The organism is Arthrobacter sp. UYCu723 (assembly GCF_054059215.1).
The window spans coordinates 3,628,111-3,646,134 of the sequence record NZ_JBSSBW010000001.1 but is presented as its reverse complement, the minus strand read 5'-3'; the positions used below and the strand labels follow the sequence as shown (position 1 = coordinate 3,646,134).

The 18,024-nt window shown below is 63.7% G+C and carries 16 protein-coding genes; 9 read left to right on the top strand and 7 right to left on the bottom strand.

Annotated features, from left to right (window positions below):
* Positions 1-111: 111 nt before the first annotated feature.
* The 3 genes from ACVWZ8_RS17070 to ACVWZ8_RS17060 form a co-directional block, all read right to left on the bottom strand.
* Positions 112-510: a DUF898 family protein gene (locus tag ACVWZ8_RS17070; RefSeq protein WP_456505283.1), complete on the bottom strand. Its 399-nt coding sequence runs from the start codon at positions 508-510 to the stop codon at positions 112-114.
* A gap of 92 nt (positions 511-602) precedes the next feature.
* Positions 603-1,262 (bottom strand): DUF4352 domain-containing protein, encoded by a 660-nt coding sequence (locus ACVWZ8_RS17065; protein WP_456505282.1) that lies wholly within the window; start codon positions 1,260-1,262, stop codon positions 603-605.
* Between the two features lie 45 nt (positions 1,263-1,307).
* Positions 1,308-1,967 carry a hypothetical protein gene (locus ACVWZ8_RS17060; RefSeq protein ID WP_456505281.1) on the bottom strand — a complete coding sequence of 220 codons (660 nt, stop codon included), beginning with the start codon at positions 1,965-1,967 and terminating at the stop codon, positions 1,308-1,310.
* 236 nt (positions 1,968-2,203) lie between these two features.
* Here ACVWZ8_RS17060 and ACVWZ8_RS17055 point away from each other — a divergent pair, with 236 nt between their 5' ends.
* Genes ACVWZ8_RS17055 through ACVWZ8_RS17045 form a run of 3 tightly spaced genes read left to right on the top strand, consistent with a single transcriptional unit; the run spans position 2,204 to position 6,772 of the window.
* Complete coding sequence (locus tag ACVWZ8_RS17055) at positions 2,204-4,267, top strand: hypothetical protein (protein ID WP_456505280.1); 2,064 nt, start codon at positions 2,204-2,206, stop codon at positions 4,265-4,267.
* A complete protein-coding gene (locus ACVWZ8_RS17050; RefSeq protein ID WP_456505279.1) occupies positions 4,267-5,898 on the top strand; it encodes a class I SAM-dependent DNA methyltransferase in 1,632 nt (543 codons plus the stop codon). Before ACVWZ8_RS17055 ends, ACVWZ8_RS17050 begins: the two co-directional genes overlap by 1 nt.
* 19 nt (positions 5,899-5,917) lie before the next feature.
* Positions 5,918-6,772 carry a restriction endonuclease subunit S gene (locus tag ACVWZ8_RS17045; RefSeq protein ID WP_456505278.1) on the top strand — a complete coding sequence of 285 codons (855 nt, stop codon included), beginning with the start codon at positions 5,918-5,920 and terminating at the stop codon, positions 6,770-6,772.
* Here the strand turns inward: ACVWZ8_RS17045 and ACVWZ8_RS17040 are convergent.
* Positions 6,724-8,013, bottom strand: coding sequence for an ISL3 family transposase (locus tag ACVWZ8_RS17040; protein WP_456505277.1), 1,290 nt, complete (start codon positions 8,011-8,013; stop codon positions 6,724-6,726). The two genes, ACVWZ8_RS17045 and ACVWZ8_RS17040, sit on opposite strands and share 49 nt — an antisense overlap.
* 148 nt (positions 8,014-8,161) lie before the next feature.
* On the opposite strand from ACVWZ8_RS17040, the gene ACVWZ8_RS17035 reads away from it, so the two are divergent.
* From ACVWZ8_RS17035 to ACVWZ8_RS17025, 3 genes are all read left to right on the top strand, one after another.
* Entirely contained in the window at positions 8,162-8,509 is a 348-nt protein-coding gene (locus ACVWZ8_RS17035; protein WP_456505276.1) for a hypothetical protein, read from the top strand.
* Between the two features lie 282 nt (positions 8,510-8,791).
* A complete protein-coding gene (locus tag ACVWZ8_RS17030; RefSeq protein WP_456505275.1) occupies positions 8,792-9,808 on the top strand; it encodes a PDDEXK nuclease domain-containing protein in 1,017 nt (338 codons plus the stop codon).
* Positions 9,809-9,835: 27 nt separating this feature from the next.
* On the top strand, positions 9,836-13,030 hold the full coding sequence (locus tag ACVWZ8_RS17025) for a type I restriction endonuclease subunit R (RefSeq protein WP_456505274.1): 3,195 nt from the start codon (positions 9,836-9,838) through the stop codon (positions 13,028-13,030).
* 325 nt (positions 13,031-13,355) lie between these two features.
* Here ACVWZ8_RS17025 and ACVWZ8_RS17020 read toward each other — a convergent pair whose 3' ends face one another.
* Together ACVWZ8_RS17020 and ACVWZ8_RS17015 are read right to left on the bottom strand one after the other, a co-directional pair.
* Positions 13,356-13,616, bottom strand: a complete 261-nt coding sequence (locus ACVWZ8_RS17020) for a type II toxin-antitoxin system RelE family toxin (protein ID WP_456505273.1) — start codon at positions 13,614-13,616, stop codon at positions 13,356-13,358.
* Entirely contained in the window at positions 13,613-13,861 is a 249-nt protein-coding gene (locus tag ACVWZ8_RS17015; protein ID WP_354243501.1) for a type II toxin-antitoxin system Phd/YefM family antitoxin, read from the bottom strand. The genes ACVWZ8_RS17020 and ACVWZ8_RS17015 overlap by 4 nt, the downstream gene beginning before the upstream one ends.
* Positions 13,862-14,461: 600 nt before the next feature.
* Between ACVWZ8_RS17015 and ACVWZ8_RS17010 the strand changes: the two genes are divergently transcribed.
* The 3 genes from ACVWZ8_RS17010 to ACVWZ8_RS17000 all read left to right on the top strand — a co-directional run bounded on the left by ACVWZ8_RS17010 (position 14,462) and on the right by ACVWZ8_RS17000 (position 16,517).
* Complete coding sequence (locus tag ACVWZ8_RS17010; RefSeq protein WP_456505272.1) at positions 14,462-14,869, top strand: DUF2087 domain-containing protein; 408 nt, start codon at positions 14,462-14,464, stop codon at positions 14,867-14,869.
* Positions 14,870-15,505: 636 nt separating this feature from the next.
* Positions 15,506-16,012, top strand: coding sequence for a hypothetical protein (locus ACVWZ8_RS17005; RefSeq protein ID WP_456505271.1), 507 nt, complete (start codon positions 15,506-15,508; stop codon positions 16,010-16,012).
* A 130-nt stretch (positions 16,013-16,142) separates the two neighbouring features.
* Positions 16,143-16,517 carry a hypothetical protein gene (locus ACVWZ8_RS17000; RefSeq protein ID WP_354187900.1) on the top strand — a complete coding sequence of 125 codons (375 nt, stop codon included), beginning with the start codon at positions 16,143-16,145 and terminating at the stop codon, positions 16,515-16,517.
* Positions 16,518-17,730: 1,213 nt separating this feature from the next.
* Here ACVWZ8_RS17000 and ACVWZ8_RS16995 read toward each other — a convergent pair.
* Positions 17,731-18,003, bottom strand: a complete 273-nt coding sequence (locus tag ACVWZ8_RS16995) for a hypothetical protein (RefSeq protein ID WP_354243510.1) — start codon at positions 18,001-18,003, stop codon at positions 17,731-17,733.
* Positions 18,004-18,024 lie beyond the last annotated feature (21 nt).

Here is an 18,024-nt window from a genome sequence, read left to right as displayed (position 1 = left end):
CCTCTTTTCGGTGAAAAATGAGTTCTAGACAAACTTCATTTTCCTTGAAAAGGCGGCCATTCTCGGTTTAAAACGCCGACGTAGCCCCAATCAACATCGGTGGATCAAGGCTTAGGCGTAGACGGTCTTTTCGACCTTCCACTGCATCAGCCGCGGGTAGACCCAGAACGTGTAGATGCCCAGTGTGATGATGCTCAGGAGCAGCCACTTGATCCACAGTCCGAAGATGCCCCACCCGGTGCCGACAAACTGAAGCTGCCTACCGTGCAGGTAGGTGTTCTTGGCACGCCACCGTTCAACCAGAACGACGGCGAACGGGTAGCAGATCCCGATCGTGCAGATCGTGATCAAAACTCCGAGGATCTGGGTGCCGAACCACGTCGCGGCCCCACCGCGGAACTGGTAAATCTGGACACCGGGAACGGTGCCGACGCCGGCGGTCACCATGGTGCCGGGGCCTGCGGCAGGCGCCTGCCCATACGCCGAAACTTGCTCGTTGTTGATGCTCAAGGAATCCCCCAATTGATAATGCGATGCGTGAACAGTTGAACTGTAAAGCTTCACAATGGAGCCGGACGTTCCGACACGGCGCCGATGAAGCCCTACCCCGGGATCTGGATCCGTGCGGCTTCCTGCATCAGCGGGGTGGAGATCATCACGGTGGAAGCGCCGGGCGCGATATCGAAAGCAATGAATCCTCGGGCCTTGTCACCCGGCAGAACGTCGCCGGAGCCAAGCTGGTTGTCCGCGAAAAGGCTCAGATCGGCTTTGCGCCCATTGGAGTCCTTGGCCGAGAAGTAGAACGGGTTGGAGCTGGTCTTCCCCGTCTCCGTTTCCCACAGGACGTCCAGGAGCAAGTAGCTGCCGTTCTTCGCAGGGGTCGCGAAGGCCGTGGTGGTGACAGCGTCCGTGCGAACTGCGGATACGACGGTGATCCGTGCGACGTCGCCGTTGCGCATCTTGGCGCTGAACGGAGCGCCGACGGCGGGTCCGGCCGGTGCCGCCGGTGAAGCAGCCGGCGCAGCCGGCGCAGCGGCCGGTACAGCAGTTGCCGAAGAGGCAGGTGCTGCTGCCGCAGGAGCCGAGGCCGCCGCCGGGCTCGCATCGCTGGCCTGCTTGGACCCGCCGGAGCAGGAGCCGAGGGCGATTCCCAGCACCAGGACTCCGGCCGGAATGAGAAAGCGCTTCTTCTTGAAGAACGGCCGCGGCTGAGGCGCTGCAATCGCAGCGGTCAAGGGCTGTCCGGAGTTCTCATGTGACATGTGGTGCCTTTCTAAAGGTGGATGAATTGTGTGTGCGTGCGGCTGCTACTGCTTTTCCCATTTGCCGCACCGGCTGGACTTGAAGTCCTGCCCGCCGGACAGCGCAACTGAGGGCCGGCCACCGCCGGGGAGATCGTTGTCGATGATGTTGCTGCCGTTGCTTCCGGTCGCGTAGATGCCCCAGTAGCAGGACGAGCCGACGTCGGCTGCCGCCCGGTAGGTGCCGGCCTCGATGTCCTTGCCGACTGTCCAGGTGCCGTCGGCGATGGTGTTGGCTGCCTTTGTCTTCTCGGCGCCGGTCACCACCTCTTCGCGCTTCTTGACGGCCGCATCAGCAGTCTTCACGGCTGCATCTGCCTTGCCGACCTCTGCTTCGCGTGCCGTGACCTTCGCTTCGCGGGCGGCGATGCCGTTCTGGAGGGTGTCGTACTTCGATTTCATCGACTCGTAGCTGGATTTGGCAGCGTCGCGGTCCGACTCCACGGACGCTTTCTCCCCCGCCAGCGCCACGTAGGCGTCGCTGGACTTCGGGTCAGGCAGCGTCGTGCCGATGCCGAGTACGCCGACCAACAGCGCCAGTACGGCGACGGCAGCGAAGATCCGCCTCTTTCGTCCCGGCTTTGCCTTTTCCCTGGCCGGCTGCGCCTCCTCCAGTACTTCTTTGATCTGCGTTCCCGCCGGCTCGTTGGTTTCGGTGTTCAACATGTTCTCTTCCTCTGTTCACGGATAGCTGCTGAGCGGCGGCGGGATACCGATCCCCCAATGCGTGGTTCCCCGCCGCCGTCGCAGCTCCGGAGGATTCCTTCGTAGCTGCAGAACGAAGCTATGGCTCCCTTGGGTGCCGCAGGCCAAAGAACACTGATAACCCCCGTTATCAGCACCTGATCAGAAAAGACGCCCCACACAGCTAGGCTGAGGGTCGACGTCGTAAGGAGGCGCGAATGAACGAAGCAGAAGCCCTGCGCATGACCCTCTCGGACGTTGCCGCCCTCGCGCAGGTCCAGCGCCCCGTCGTTTCCATGTGGCGCAAACGCAGCGCCGGGACTGTCCACCCGTTTCCGGAGCCGGCAGCGCTCGACGACGGGCGGGAACTCTTCGACGCCGACCACATCGCCGCCTGGCTGACCGTCACTGGGCGGGGCAATAACCCGGAGGCCGCCAACGATGTCGCCGCCTTCGCCCGGATGCCCGGCACCGCTGCCGGTGGCGCCCCGGGAAACACATTCGACGCTCTCACGGCCCTGCTGACGCTCAAGGCAATGACCGGCAATTCGGTGGGGCAGCTGAGCCCGGACGAACTGCTGGACGTCGCGGACGAGTGCGATCCGGATGACACGTTCCTGTATTCGGAACTGGAAGCTCTGGGCGCGTCGCTTGCGTCCACGGCAGCATTCGCGGACCGGCTTGTGGACAGTGCCTACAACGCGGCCGCGGCCTTCGAGCAGCTGCTTGCCGCGAGGTTCCGGGCGGGGCTGCGGGAGCACTCGGAGACCGCCCTCGCCGACTCTGCCGTGGGGCTGGTGGCCGCTGCGGTCGTCGAACTGGCCGCGACGCTCGGCGGGAACTCCGTGTTTGCCGACTCCACACGCGGCGGGAGCGACCTTCTGATAGGCGTTGCGAACGCTGCCGGCGAGGGTGCCCCCGTCACCTTTCTGACGGCGGACGACGACGGCGGCGCGGGCCGCCTCGTGCGTCGCCGCCTGCGCGTCCACGGTGTCGACGGCGGGCAGATCCGTGTTGATCCGAGTGGCGAGTTCGCCGTCCATGGACCTGTAGTACATGTGGCGCAGTATCCGTCCCCCGGTGAACCTGGAATGGACGCGAGGCAGATTCTCTTGGCGGTGGAGCACCTTGTCCTGCAGATGGACGATCAGCAGCGGGCGGTCATCATCGCCCCGGCCCGGGTTCTGTGTGATGTGCCGCTGGCCGCCGGCGCCACTGGGCTCCGGTCGGGGCTGCTGCGAACGGGCCGGGTGCGTGCCATCGTGCGGCTGCCGCAGGGACTGCTGCGTTCCAAGCCACGCGAGGCCCAGGCACTGTGGATACTGGGACCGTCGTTCGCTGAGGTGCCCATTGCCGAGCGGTGGACCATGGTGGCCGACCTCAGCACCCGCGACCTCGCAGAAGACGTCAGCCAGGACCTCATCAGCGATATCGTCGCGTCGATGGGTGACCGCGCCACCATCCGCGCCCACTCCTTCCGCTTCGCCCGGCTGGTGCAGACCCGCCTCCTGCTGGCCAGCAGGAAGTCGTTGGTGGCAGCGCCTTCCCACGGCTTTACTCCGAGTTCCAGCGGCGCGGAGGCTGCCCTTCGGGTGGAAAAACTTGTGCGCATGCTGCAGACCGGCGGACCTCAACAATCCGCCGAGGTGGCAGTACTCCCGGGAGATCCGAACGCGAAGACTCAGCCCACCTCCGTCCAGGAACTCATCGCCGCCGGCAACCTCAAATACATCAAAGGGAACCGACTCGAGGATGCGGACCTGACGCCCAGCGGCGGGACACGAGTCCTGGGGCCGGCCGAGCTGATCCACCCGCATACCGCCCCGTCCCGCCACCTCAGCCTCCTGGACTTCGCCGCCAGCAATCCTTCCGGGCGCCTCACCGAACCCGGCGACGTCGTCTTCTGCACCAGCCCCCGTCCCGCCGCGCTGGTGGACACGCAAGGCGGATCCGCCGTCGTCTTCCCCGCCCGCGTGCTGCGGATCGACGCCGGGGACCCCGGCGGGCTGCTGCCCGTCGTCGTCGCCACGGACATCAACAGCCTCCCGGCGGCGGACAAGTCCTGGCGCCAGTGGCGCCTGCGCAGCACGCCGGATGCCCAGCGTAAGAATCTGGCGGAGTCCCTGGCCAGACTGCAACACCAGCAGCAAGAAGCCCGCGAACGCCTCGGGCGGCTCGAAGAACTCGCTACCCTGATTACGGACGGCGTCGCGGGCGGAAGCCTCACCCTGACAGACCCCAGCAGTAAGCTCGCCGAACCACAGACCGAAGGAATTTCTTAATGCCCCCGAAGACAAAGGTGGACCTCGCCCCGTCCACCATGAAGGAACTCAAGGACACCCTCTGGAAGGCCGCGGACAAACTGCGCGGTTCCATGGATGCCTCCCAGTACAAGGACGTGATCCTGGGCTTGGTCTTCCTAAAGTACGTCTCGGACGCCTTCGAGGAGCGCCGCGGGCAGATCCAGGCCGAGCTGGAGGCCGACGGGCTCAACGAGGAGCAGATCGCCCAGCTGATCGACGACGTGGACGAGTACACCGGCCGCGGCGTGTTCTGGGTGTCCGAGCGGGCCCGCTGGACCTACCTGGCCGATAACGCCAAGGGCCTTCCGGCAATGGACGGCGCCGAACCCAAGCAGATCGGCCAGCTCATCGATGACGCCATGGAGCTCATCATGGCGGACAACAAGAGCCTTGCCGCCACACTCCCCCGCATCTACAACCGCGACAACGTGGACCAGCGCCGCCTCGGCGAGCTGCTGGACCTGTTCAACTCGGCCCGCTTCACCGGCCAGGGCGCCAGCAAGGCCCGCGACCTGCTCGGCGAGGTCTACGAGTACTTCCTGGAGAAGTTCGCCAAGGCCGAGGGCAAGCGCGGCGGCGAGTTCTACACCCCCGCCGGCGTGGTCCGCGTCCTCGTCGAGGTCCTGGAACCGCACCGCGGCCGCGTCTACGATCCCTGCTGCGGTTCCGGCGGCATGTTCGTCCAGGCCGAGAAGTTCCTGGCAGCGCACAACATGGAGGGCTCGGACATTTCCGTCTACGGCCAGGAGCTCAACGAGCGCACCTGGCGGATGGCCAAGATGAACCTCGCCATCCACGGGCTCAACGCCAACCTCGCCTCCCGCTGGGGCGACACCTTCGCCCGGGACCAGCACCCGGAACTGAGCGGCAACAACGGTGCCGACTTCATCATGGCCAACCCGCCCTTCAACATCAAGGACTGGGCCCGCTCCGAATCCGATCCCCGCTGGAAATACGGCGTGCCGCCTGCCGGCAACGCCAACTACGCCTGGATCCAGCACATCATCTCCAAGCTGGCCCCTGGCGGCAGCGCGGGCGTGGTCATGGCCAACGGCTCCATGTCCTCCAACTCCGGCGGCGAGGGCGAGATCCGCGCCCAGCTGGTGGAAGCGGACCTGGTCTCTTGCATGGTGGCCCTGCCCACCCAGCTCTTCCGCAGCACCGGCATCCCCGTCTGCACCTGGTTCTTCGCCAAGGACAAGACCGCCGGTCCGCGCGGGTCCGTCGACCGCACCGGGCAGGTTCTGTTCATCGACGCCCGGAACCTCGGCTACATGGTGGACCGGGCTGAACGGGCTCTGTCCGACGAGGACATCGCCAAGATCGCCGACACCTATCACGCCTGGCGCGGCACCGCTTCGGCGGTCGAGGCGGGGCTGACGTACGACGACGAAGCCGGCTTCTGCTACTCTGCCAGCCTCGCTGAGGTCAAGGCTGCTGATTACGCGCTGACGCCCGGCCGGTATGTCGGCGCGGCTGATGTGGAGGACGACGGCGAGCCGATCGAGGAGAAGATCGCGCGGCTGTCCAAGGAGCTGTTCGAGCAGTTCGACGAGTCCGAGCGGCTGGCGGCGGTTGTGCGCGAGCAATTGGGGCGGGTCGATGTCTGAGTGGCCGAGCCTTCCGCTCATGGACCTTGTCCGCGATCGCCAGATTTCCTATGGCGTAGTCCAGCCGGGCAATGACTCGGAAAGTGGAATTCCGATCGTTCGGGTCAAAGATGTCCGCAATGGGACCATCGATACGTCATCGCCCATGCGCGTAGGAAAAGATATTGCCCTCAAGCACAGCCGAACTGCGCTCGTGGGGGGTGAATTGTTGCTTTCGCTGGTGGGCACTGTGGGCGAATCAGCGGTTGCCCCAAATACCCTGGCCGGTTGGAATGTTGCTCGCGCTATAGCGGTCATCCGCCCCATCCAAGTGAGTGCAAGATGGCTGCAGCTGTGTTTCGAGTCTGCGCCCATAAGATCGGAAATTCTCGGCCTCCTGAATACGACGGTGCAGTCAACGCTCAACCTGGCAGATCTCAAACGTCTCCGCATACCTGTGCCGCCAGCTGAAATTCGGGCGGGAATTGAAGACGTGCTGGGGGCCCTCGACGACAAGATCGCCGCCAACACCAAACTTTTGAGCGGAGTCGATGCTCTCGCACACGCAATCTTTCAGTCCATGATGGAAGAGGCTGAACTGCTTCCGCTCTCATCTACAGCCCAGTTCGTGAACGGCAAAGCCTTCACAAAGGGGGCTAGTGGGACTGGCCGCGTCGTCATCCGGATCGCCGAGCTGAATTCTGGCATCGGCGGATCGACCGTCTACAGCGATGCTGAGGTATCCGATCAGCACATTGCCAACCCCGGGGATCTACTCTTTGCCTGGTCCGGCTCACTAACGCGGCTCTTCAAGGTTCCCGGGGAATGTTCTGCTGAGATGATTGCTCATGCTGCCATCCGGGCTGCACTTCTCAAGAGGATACGCGATTTGTAGTTGTCCGGGTTCCGGTATCCGCGGCCGGTCCGTTTGATGTGTTTTATTGCGGTGTTGTTGGCCTCCACCTTGGCCGTGGTTGCCCCGGTGACGATGAGGACTTCGATCTCGGCCCACCAGCGGCACACGGTCCGGTAGAGCCTGTTTGCTTCGGGCAGCGCTGCCTGCGCCACGAGGTCGGCCAGGGTGGTTTTCGCGGCTGCGGCGTCCTCGAGGGAGCCGGTACGCAGCAGGGTCCGGAGCTGTTCCTTGACCTGCCACGCGGCCTTGAGCTTGCCGGTCGGGTCGTCGGTGTCGAAGACACCGGCCAGGCGGTGCTGTCCGCGTTCGGAGAGGTTTTCATCGGCTTTCAGCAGTAGCATGCGGTTCGCCCAGGCCGGGTCGGTGGCCCTGCCCCGCCGTCCCCGGACCTGCTGGGACAGGCCCTGCCGGACCGAGGTGAGCATGTCGTTGGCCAGCATGGTCATATGGAAAAGATCCACCGACACGGCGCTGCGCGGCAGCCACATCCGCAGCGCCTTCCTGAACGCCGCGGAGGGATCGATCGCGACGACCTGCACGCCGAGCCGCCATTCCAGCGGGCGGGCGAAGAGCCAGTCCCCGACGCCCTTGTGGTCCCGTCCGTCCACGATGCCCAGGACCTGGCCGGTTTCCAGGTCCACGATCGTGGTCATCCAGGGCTCGTACCGGGTCCAGGCCTTCGTGCCGGGGTCCTGGAAGAACCGCACGGACCGGTAGCGGTGCTCGTCGATGCCCAGCATCCTGGGTGCGAGGAGGTCCACGTCCGGCAGGCGGAGGGCGGCGTCGCCGATGGCCTGCTGGACCAGCCACCACGAGATCCCGAACGCCATGGCGGTCTCGGACACGGCCCGGCCGGAGGTGATGACCGCGTCCAGCACCGTCTTCCGCAGCCGCCGTGTGGACCGGGCCCGCCGCGGCACCTGCGGCGTCGCCTCGCAGAACGATTTCCGCCCGCACAGGTACTCGTCACAGAACCAGCGCCGTTTGTCCCAGAGGAGCACCACCGCGCCGGCGACCGGAATATCCCGCAGGCGCTGGCATCGGCGTTCCTTCACGCGGGAGGCGATGACCCCGCAGCTCGGGCACCCGGGCGGGAACGTGGATTCGACCGTGACATGGCGCACCCCGCCGGGGAGCAGCACGGTGCCGGTGACACGGTAATCGGGCAGGTTGAAGATCATGCTGGCAGCATCATGGCCAGCCACAGTAGGCTCTAACAAGGCTCGTGGTTCCTGTTCAGGTTGAATGCGTAGTAACACTCATCCCAGCAGAACCACGAGTCCTCTGCTATCTACAACACGAACCTATTTCCCCGGGAACCTTGAAGAGCCACTAACGCTCCATCGCTGGTATCGGCCCGCTGGCATAGTGAATCAGCACATTTTCAAGGTCATTCCCAACGAGGAATACCCCATGTGGCTGGTACATGAACTGCTCCGAGAAAAGCTGGCATACTTCAAGTCCGTGGCAGCCGACAAAGCAACCACTATGGGCCACATTCAGCGTAAGCATCTGGACGAACCGGTTGCCGTTCCGGCGCTCGAAGAGATTCACGAGCACGAAGAGCTGATGGCAGGGCTATGGGAGCGGTCCTTGGCAGCAGAGGTCGAAAACCTCAAGCTCGTCGCGACCCGCGACGCTCTCCTCCCCCAGCTCATGTCTGGAAAACTTCGCGTCAAGGATGCCGAATCCGAGTTGGCCAAGGTTGGCGTGTGACGGCGAGTAGCGTCAACGCAATTGTGCAAGCCGTTGCACAATTGCTGCCGAAGAACGGGGAGATGTTGCAAGCGCCGCTTTCAACTCTTGTTGGCCGGCCGTGTTCCGCCTCAATGTCGTACCCCTTCGGTAGCTTCGAGATAGCCAGACCGAAGACCGCGGAGGGGACCTGTCATGTCAACGCCAAGTAAACCGAACCCGGCACCCAAAATGGGGATTGGTCCAGGCACACGAAAGCACGCCGACCATGCCAGCTTCCCGGCAACGCCGGCAGCAAGCACCATGCCCCCGTGGTATCAGGACCTGCTCGAATCCGTGTCACAGCGCATCCAGCTTGGCCGGCTCAGCTCGACCACCGCAATTACCCGGGAGCTCATCTCGACAAACTGGACGATCGGCAGACTCATTCTGGACAGGCAGGACAGCGAAGGCTGGGGAGCGAAGGTCATCGATCGACTCGCTGCCGACTTAAAGACAACGTTTCCGGGGTCGACAGGATTTTCACCGCGGAACCTCAAGTACATGCGGTCATTCGCAGAAGCCTGGCCGGACCTTGCAATTGTGCAACGCGTTGCACAATTGCCCTGGCGCCACCAGATTGTCCTGATCGAGAAGCTCAGCGACGCCGACACCCGCCTGTGGTACGCAGCGGCCGCCGTCGAACAGGGCTGGTCCCGCGACGTGCTGGTTCACCAGATCGGGACCAAGCTACACGAGCGCTCGGGCAAAGCGATCAACAACTTCAAGGCGACCTTGCCGCCGTCGGACTCGGACCTGGCGCAGCAATCATTTAGTGACCCGTACGTCTTTGACTTCGTCGCCATGACGGACCGGCGGAACGAGCGCGAGCTCGAAAACCAACTTGTGGACCACATCCAGAAATTCCTGCTGGAACTGGGCCAAGGATTCGCGTTTGTCGGCCGGCAGGTCCGCCTGGTAATCGGCGACGACGAATTCTTCGCCGATCTCCTGTTCTACCATTTGAAGCTGCGCGCTTATGTGGTGGTGGAGCTCAAGGCCACAAAGTTCGATCCCGGCTACCTTGGCCAGTTGGGCATGTACATGGCGGCCGTGGATGACCTGCTGGCCCATACTGACGACAAGCCGACCATTGGCCTGCTGCTCTGCAAGTCCAAGAATGATCTGGTGGCCGAGTATGCGCTTCGGACCACCGCAATGCCGATCGGTGTCTCGGAGTGGAAAGCGGAAATCGTCGATTCGCTGCCCGAAGAATTCGCGTCGACTCTGCCCAGCATCAGCGAACTCGAAGCCGAACTTTCAGGCGATATTTCAGAATGACATTCCGGTCAACCAGGGGGAATCTCCGTGACGCTAGCACCCGCAGTAGCCTTTTCCGAAGCCGCTTGGGAAGGCGTGGCCTTGGAGCTCTTGGCCGAGCCGCTCTTGTGGCGGCCCGCTTCCGGGCAGGACATCGCGCCCGGCAGGGGTGAGCGGGACTCCTGGGACGAGCTGCTGATCCGGCCCCGGCTGCTCGCGGCCCTGCAGCGGTTCAACCCGACGGTTCCGGCCCAGTACCTGCAGCAGGCCCTCGCCGAAATCGCCGCGCCCAAGTCCAACGACGCCATCACCGAGAACCACCGCATCCACAACTACCTCGTGGACGGCTACCGGCTCAGCTACATCGACTCGGGCGGCAACGAGGCCAACCCCACCATCCACCTGCTCAGCGCCGAGCCGCACCAGAACGACTGGCTCGCCGTCAACCAGGTCACCCTGGTGCAGGGCGACTACAAACGCCGCTTCGACGTCGTGCTCTACTGCAACGGCATGCCGGTCAGCGTCATCGAACTCAAGAAGGCCGGCAGCGCCACGGCCGACGTCGCCTCCGCCCACGCCCAGCTGCAGACCTACCTGCGCGAGTTCCCCATGGCGTTCCGCTTCTGCGTGTTCACGCTCGCGTCGGACGGGATCCAGGCCAAGTACGGCACGCCGTTCACTCCCCTCAACCACTTCTCACCGTGGAACGTCGACGACGACGGCGTGCCAGTCGCGCCCGGGTACATGGAAGACGGCGAAGCTGTGACGGCTCTGGAGACCGCACTCCAGGGTCTCTTCAACCAGGAGCGCTTCCTGCAGCTGGTCCGCAACTTCACCGCGTTTGATGAAGGATCGGACGGGCTGAGCAAGCGCATCGCCAAACCGCACCAGTACTTCGCGGTAACCAAGGCCGTGGGCAGCACCGTCCAGGCAGTGGAAAGCAATGGCAAGGCCGGCGTCGTCTGGCACACGCAGGGTTCGGGCAAGTCCATGGAAATGGAGCTCTACGCCAACCTCGTGGCACGGCACCCCAAGCTCAAGAACCCGACGGTGGTGGTCATCACTGACCGCAACGAACTCGACGGGCAGCTGTTCGAGGGTTTCGACCGCAGCCTGCTGCTGGCAGAGTCCCCCAAGCAGATCAAGAAACGCTCCGAACTCCGGGACGAACTGAGCAACCGCACCACCGGCGGCATCTACTTCACCACCCTGCAGAAGTTCGGCCGCAGCAAGTCGGAGAAGGACGCCGGCGCCGAGCACCCGCTGCTGTCCGACCGGCGCAACATCATCGTGGTGGTGGACGAAGCGCACCGCTCGCACTACGACGACCTCGACGGCTACGCGCGGCATCTCCGCGACGCCCTGCCGCACGCCACACTGATCGCGTTCACCGGGACGCCGATCTCCTTCGACGACCGGAACACGCGGGACGTGTTCGGCGACTACATCGATATCTACGATCTCTCCCGGGCGGTGGAGGACGGCGCCACGGTCCCGGTGTACTTCGAGCCGCGCCTGATCAAAGTGGGGCTGGCCGCTGACGTCACGGAGGAGATCCTTGATCAGGCGGCCGACGAGGCCACGCTGGGGCTGGACGATACCGAGCGGGCGCGCATCGAGGCGAGCGTCGCCGTCGTGAACGCCGTCTACGGTGCGCCGCAGCGGATCGCGGCGCTGGCCGCCGACCTGGTGGCGCACTGGGAGAACCGCAGCGCCCGGATGGGCAAGTTCATCGAGGCGCCGGGCAAGGCGATGATCGTGGGCGGGACGCGGGAAATCTGCGCGAAGCTGTACACGGCGATCGTGGAGCTGCGGCCGGAATGGCATTCCGACGACCTGGGGAAGGGCAAGATCAAGGTGGTCTACTCCGGCACCGCGTCCGACGTGCCGCCGGTCTCCGATCACGTGCGCCGTGACTCGTTGAACGCCGTGGTGAAGGAACGGCTCAAGGACGTCGACGACGAGCTGGAACTGGTGATCGTGAAGGACATGATGCTCACCGGCTACGACTCCCCTCCGCTGCACACGCTGTACCTGGACCGGCCGCTCAAGGGCGCCCTGCTGATGCAGACCCTGGCGCGCGTGAACCGGACCTTCCGTGGCAAGAAGGACGGGCTGCTGGTGGCGTACGCGCCGCTGGCGGAGAACCTGGCCAAGGCGCTGGGCGAATACACGCAGTCGGACCGGGCGAACAAGCCGGTGGGCAAGAACATCGACGAGGCCGTAGATGCTGCTACTGGGCTGGTGGAGTCCCTGCGCGGGCTGCTCGCCGGGTACGACTGGCGGGACGTGCTGATGAAGGGCGGTCCGAAGGCGTTTGTGTCCGCTGCGACGGGCGCGGCCAACTACCTGCGCAGCCCGGAGACGCCCGGGAACCAGCCTGTCCCGGGCGAGGAGACGCTGGCCTCGAAGTACCGGCGGTTTTCCAGCCAGCTCTCCCGGGCGTGGGCGCTGTGCTCGGGGTCCGAGACCCTGGCGGAGCTGCGGCCGGAGATCCAGGTCTACGAAGAGACCCGCGTGTACATGGCCAAGTTCGACGCCGCCGACCGGCAGGCCAGCGGCGAGCCGGTGCCGGAGGAGATCCAGCGGCTGCTGGGCAATCTGATCGCTTCGGCAACATCCTCCGGCGAAGTCCTGGATATCTACGAGGCGGCCGGCATGCCCAAACCTTCGTTGGACGACCTGACACCGGAGTTCATCGCCAAGACCCAGCAGGCCCGCAACCCGCAGCTGGCCATCGAGGCCCTGCGAAAGCTGATTGCCGACGAGTCGGCCGCAACGACGCGGAACAATGTGATCCGCCAGCGCGCGTTTTCCGAGCGCATCACCGAGCTGATGCAAAAATACACCAACCAGCAGCTGACGTCGGCGGAGGTCATCGCTGAGCTGGTGGAACTGGCGCGCGAGGTTGCCGCCGAATCCCGGCGCGGTGAGCGCTTCACTCCCCCGCTGAATTCTGACGAGCTGGCGTTCTACGATGCTGTGGCGCAGAACGAATCGGCCGTGGAGGTCCAGGGCGAAGGCATCCTGGCGGACATCGCCCGCGAGCTGGTGTCCGTGATGCGGCGGGATGTGCGCACCGACTGGACCGTGCGCGACGATGTCCGGGCCAAGCTCCGCTCCTCGATCAAGAGGCTCCTGGTCCGTTTCGGGTATCCACCCGACCAGCAGCCCGAGGCGATCAAGCTGGTCATGGAACAGATGGAATCCATGGCGCCGCGGTTCGCGGAGGCGCGGGGCTAGGCAACGGAATGCTCCGCCGACGCCGGACCACGCACCCCAGCTCAAGGCCAAGCCGCGCAAGGTAGCAAGGGTCGAAGCGGCCAACGCCGCCCGCATCGTTCTAGGACTGTGTTGGCCGTGCTGCTTGCTCTGACGTGGATGGGCAGCAATCCCACTGGGAAACAAAGCCGGCAGTCCTTCCGATTGGACGTCCCGGCTCAGGGCAGCCGCGGCAAGAACGAACTCAATAATGGCGATACAAACGGCGACCCCCAGCAGTCGACCTCGGAGTTGCAGGCGATCTAGTCATCCGCGGTGCGGAGGGTGCACGCAGGCGCCGCGCTGCTTACTTGCTGTAGACGTCGCGGCGATGGCCAAGGGTCACCACGACCACCAGCAGGACATCGTCGTGGATTGTATAAATGATCCGATAATCGCCAACACGCACCCGAAAGCCCGGACGGCCACGCAAGGCGATGGCCTTGGGTGGCCTGGGATCGGATCCAAGGAGTGCGATAGCGCCTTGGATCCGATCGCGGTCGCTCGGGTGGACCTGTTTGAGCCCCCGAATTGCCGCAGGACGGACCTCAATCCGGTAGGTGGTCATGCCCAGCCAAGATCGGCTTTCACTTGGGCCCAGGGGATGTTTCCGCCCTCTTCGGCCATAGCCGCGTCGAACGCTGCGATGTCTTCGACTTCTTCCAGGGCATCGAGCATCTGCTCGTAGCGCTCCGGTGATACCAGAACGGCTGCCCGGCGCCCCCGGCGCTCAATGAATACCGGCTCGGATTCAGCCATGCTGAGGAGCTCGGGCAGATGAGCTCGCGCATCCGTGATGTTGATGGTCGACATTCGTTAAATGTACACCTAAGTGCACAAAGTGTACATGGGAGCCTTCGTGGAATAAAGAAGTGCCCGGAACCTCAACAGATGCCGGGAACTTCTTCGGCCGCAGCCGCCGTCCTTCATAAGTTATTCAGAAGCTGTGAGATGTAGATCTATTTGGAAGACCTTCCAACAGTTGACCGGGTAGAAATCTGCGACCAGCCGTCAAGCGAACTGGATCATGGTGGCCCGACTAATTGGAAGTTTGTGTCACCACTCCGTCGACCCGATCAGCAAGGGGCCGCGCTTAGCCGGACAGAGCCTAGTTCTCCTCTCGTTTGCGACCAAACGTCACCTCAACACCGCCAAGGCAACCTCAAGGTCCAGGCCGCCGGCCTGCCGCCCGCAGACCCTGTCCGTCACACCCGCGCAGGACTACGATTTTGCCTGTTGACCAAGCACACGGTGACCAGCACAGACGGGGGCAGACGCAGAGTGAGGAAAACGCTGTGACCGGAGGGACGAGGCTGAGCGGACCGCACTGGCGGCGAGTGGTGGCAGCCCTCGCCAACAACGACGCGCGGACCGCCTACGCGCAAATCGTGCTGGGCGCCAAGCCCCCCCGACGTGGTTGCTGATCTGAATGACCAACGGCGAAACCGGGCCATCGCCGCTCTGCTTGAGTCAGGGCTCGTCGAACGGAATGCTGCCAACGAACTGGAGGCGTCTGAGTCGATCTTCCGCGACCTGCTCACGCAGCAACCCCGCCGACAGGCGCAGACCGGATTGGCTCGCTTCATGCGCCTGGGCAGGATCGAGAGGTATCCAGCCAACATGGCGGAACGGCGGGAGCTCCTGGCCTGGATTGTCAGCGAAGCCATCGAGCCGGGCGAACACCTAACGGAAAAGCAGGTAAATCAACGGCTCCTCAGTTATACCGATGATGTCATTATGCTGCGCCGCTACATGATCGACTTCGGACTATTGGAACGGACGCCCTCCGGCTCCTCCTACTCGCGGCACGACGAACCATAGGCTTCGAACTTGGCGTTCTCATAGCGTCAAAACCTGTCCGAGCGCAACAGCTTGGAAGAAGGTTGTATCCGGGCCCACGACGATGCACCGATCCCGTATGCTTCCACGCCCTGACCTACCCGCGCTGAACGACGATTCAGCCCCGGCGACCCGACCTCGCCAGCCTCCCCGCCTGTCGGGAAGACCGGGATTACTACCGCCGTCTCCGAGCCGCGCGGGAGTCCTGCGCCAACTGCTGTCGAGTCAGCAAGCGCCACATTCCCGGACCCACTGGCCGCCGAAGGTCACCGGCCGCGGGAGTGTCTAACGGTGGATCCAGAGTGGCCTGACACGCCGGCCGGTGCCTGGCAGGAAGGACTGATCGTGAGCGGAACCATGGATCCCATGACGACTGAAGTGGATCAGCAAGAGTTGGCGGGCCGGGGACGGCGGCGGAGACTGGCAGGCGTCCATCGCGAAAGCGTCCGGCACAATATGGGGGGCCTGGATGACTGAAGCCTCAACATTCGCCAAGGTTCTGCCAAGCATCGGCGCTTCCGGTTGAACAGCGCTCTGCTTCCACTTTAGGCTGACGGCAACCGGCGAGCCGGATCCCCGCCCGCACTGCCCGGGCCACACATGATTGGAGCATTACGCATGTCGATTGCAAAGAAGCTGGGCGCTGTCGTCCTGACCGCCGCCGTTCTCACCGGAGCAGGTGCCGGTGTGGCCAACGCGGCCCCGACCAAGTCCGCACACTCGGTCTCCGCGAAGGCGTCCGCAAAGGCCATCGAGGCGAAGGCCAAGGCGGAGTTGAAGAAGCAGGCGGCCGCCGCGAAGCTTGCCGCGGTGAAGGCCAAGGTCACCGCCCTGAAGGCTGCCGCCGAGGCGAAGAAGGCTGCCACCGTTGCGGATGCCGCGCAGAAGCGCGCCGCCCAGGAGGCCAAGAAGATCACCAAGAAGGCCACCCAGGCGCAGAAGCGTGAAACCGCAGCAGCGAAGTCGGCAGCCGCAAAGGCAGCCGCTGACGCGAAGGCTGCAGAGGAAGCCGCCGCCGTAGCTGCGGAGGCCGCCGCCGAGGCTGACGCGGAAGCTGCCGAAAAGGCGGCAGAAGCCGCGGCAGAGACCTCTGTCGAGCCGGTGGAGGAGTCCGCCGACGCCTGATTCGTACACCACTGGTAACACCCCCTTCCGATGCACCGGCCGCCAGCAGGTGGCCTTCGGGAAGGGGGTGTTGCCGTGTCCCGACACTTTCGCCGCATCGCCACACACAGCGATTTGGAAGACCTTCCACGTGGCAGCACAGCAACTCCTGGGCTTGACCCTGCAGGAGCGTCGAGTAGGGGCCAGTACCTGGCACGAGTGGTTCTCCGGGCTCGAACTCGCGTCGCCGGGCGAGTGGCAAGAGATCGCAGCCTGGCTGGTGGAAACTGGACACCTCGATTCCGACCAAGGGATGCTCTTCATGGGGCCCGAAGCTGAGCGAAAGTACGGCGGCATCCACTACCGGGACCTCATGGCCGTTTTCACTGCGGACCCACAGGTAGCAATACTGCACGGTCGCGAGGAAATCGGCTCCGTTGACCCAATGGTGCTCCAGCGCAAAGTTGACGGTCCGCGGCTTCTTCCGCTCGGACGCATGGCCTGGCAGGTGAACTACGTCGATTGAAAGCGCCACCGCGCCTACGTTGAACCGTCTGCAAAGTCCGCCGACTCCAAATGGTCAAGCATGCCGCAGCCCGCGTCCTATGCCCTGAGCGATGCAACGCGGCGGGTGCTGCTCGGGGCCACTCCCGCCGGCGTGCTGCCGTCCAAAAGGGCCGTGACCAAGTTGGGCGAGCTGCGGGAAGAATGTGCACACCGGGTTTCCGGTAATTCCACTGTCATGATCCGTGAGCCGAACGGGAGGCTTCGCTGGTGGACATGGGCTGGAGCTCGTGCCAACGCCGTGCTAGTAGATCGACACCGCCCGGGTCGGCGAGGAATCCCCGGCACCCGAGGCGCAATAACCAGTCTGAAGCTCGTTAGTCAATCCCCGCGGCTAGGCTGTCCATATGAACGACACGGCTGCTCCGATCGCTATCCTCGAAGCATCAGCTGAGGGAGCTCGACGCGGATGCCGATTCGGTCAGGCAACACGAGCAGGAAGATGGCTACATGGCTGGAAGCTCACAAAGCGGGCCCTGCACGACTTCCCGTGCAGGGCCCGCTTTGGTGGCAGCCAAAGGACCAAAAGCCCAAATACGTTTGTCAAAGACTAAGTAATTGGCAGAAGGACCATGCGTTTGGCGATCTAAACCTCTGGTCGACCAGCCGTCCATTTGGAAGACATCCAACTAGACGATGCGTTTCTTCCAACTAGGTAGAGGTTCTTCCAACTAGGTCGACATCTCACAGAAGCTGTGAGATGTAGATCTAATTGGAAGCACTTGCAACAACGAATCCGCGGAATGCCGCGGGGCGCTTGCCCGATGGTCTGGTCATAGTGGGCCGTTTAGTTGAAAGTTTGTAGCGCCGGTTCGTAGTTCGCCGAGTTGGTCTGCTGTGCCAACTTTCTGGCCTATTTCGGCGCACAAACTCCGGCACGGCGCAGCGGCGGGGCTAGAGACCCCGTAATCCTTACTGCGCAGATCTTGGTGATCCCTTCAGGGACGAGTACGAAGAGTCGGGCATGCGGCCGGGTCTGGCGGCGTGTGTATGAGGGCTGGCGGGAATACTGGCCGGTATCCATGAGGCACGGGCGAAGGTCCTGAGCCGGGTCGAGGCCCTTGTGGAGGCCCGCCCTCTTCATCCCGTCCTGACATCCAGCACCCGCGGCTTGACGAAAGACAACTGCGAAATCAGCGCCAGTCCCGCGCTCCAACGCCGTCCGCTGAGGAATTTTACTGACGCTGACCGGCTCGGTAAGCTCTGAGCGCATCTTCTCTGATCCACTTTCTGGTCAAGAAGACATCCAGAACACAAGACACGGCGAAGGCGATCCAAAAAATCCACGCAGGTGCGAGGACCGCAAAAACCAATGCCATGACTACAAGGATCACGGCACCAGAGGCATAGTTGTAGATCCGCCGCCCGGGAGTAGCTCCCAGCGCTTCTTGCCGCTCGCGAAAGTAGTTCAGCATGGCGCCCCCAAAAATCCATTCGGAATATTCCATCAGCGTATCGTGCACCGGCCG

What these genes read in the sequence shown, in the direction of transcription:
- ACVWZ8_RS17065 (WP_456505282.1), bottom strand. Translation starts at nt 1,262, where the DNA reads ATGTCACATGAGAACTCCGGACAGCCCTTGACCGCTGCGATTGCAGCG.
- ACVWZ8_RS17060 (WP_456505281.1), bottom strand. Translation starts at nt 1,967, where the DNA reads ATGTTGAACACCGAAACCAACGAGCCGGCGGGAACGCAGATCAAAGAA.
- ACVWZ8_RS17055 (WP_456505280.1), top strand. Translation starts at nt 2,204, where the DNA reads ATGAACGAAGCAGAAGCCCTGCGCATGACCCTCTCGGACGTTGCCGCC.
- ACVWZ8_RS17050 (WP_456505279.1), top strand. Translation starts at nt 4,267, where the DNA reads ATGCCCCCGAAGACAAAGGTGGACCTCGCCCCGTCCACCATGAAGGAA.
- ACVWZ8_RS17045 (WP_456505278.1), top strand. Translation starts at nt 5,918, where the DNA reads ATGGACCTTGTCCGCGATCGCCAGATTTCCTATGGCGTAGTCCAGCCG.
- ACVWZ8_RS17030 (WP_456505275.1), top strand. Translation starts at nt 8,792, where the DNA reads ATGCCCCCGTGGTATCAGGACCTGCTCGAATCCGTGTCACAGCGCATC.
- ACVWZ8_RS17020 (WP_456505273.1), bottom strand. Translation starts at nt 13,616, where the DNA reads ATGACCACCTACCGGATTGAGGTCCGTCCTGCGGCAATTCGGGGGCTC.
- ACVWZ8_RS17015 (WP_354243501.1), bottom strand. Translation starts at nt 13,861, where the DNA reads ATGTCGACCATCAACATCACGGATGCGCGAGCTCATCTGCCCGAGCTC.
- ACVWZ8_RS17005 (WP_456505271.1), top strand. Translation starts at nt 15,506, where the DNA reads ATGTCGATTGCAAAGAAGCTGGGCGCTGTCGTCCTGACCGCCGCCGTT.
- ACVWZ8_RS16995 (WP_354243510.1), bottom strand. Translation starts at nt 18,003, where the DNA reads ATGGAATATTCCGAATGGATTTTTGGGGGCGCCATGCTGAACTACTTT.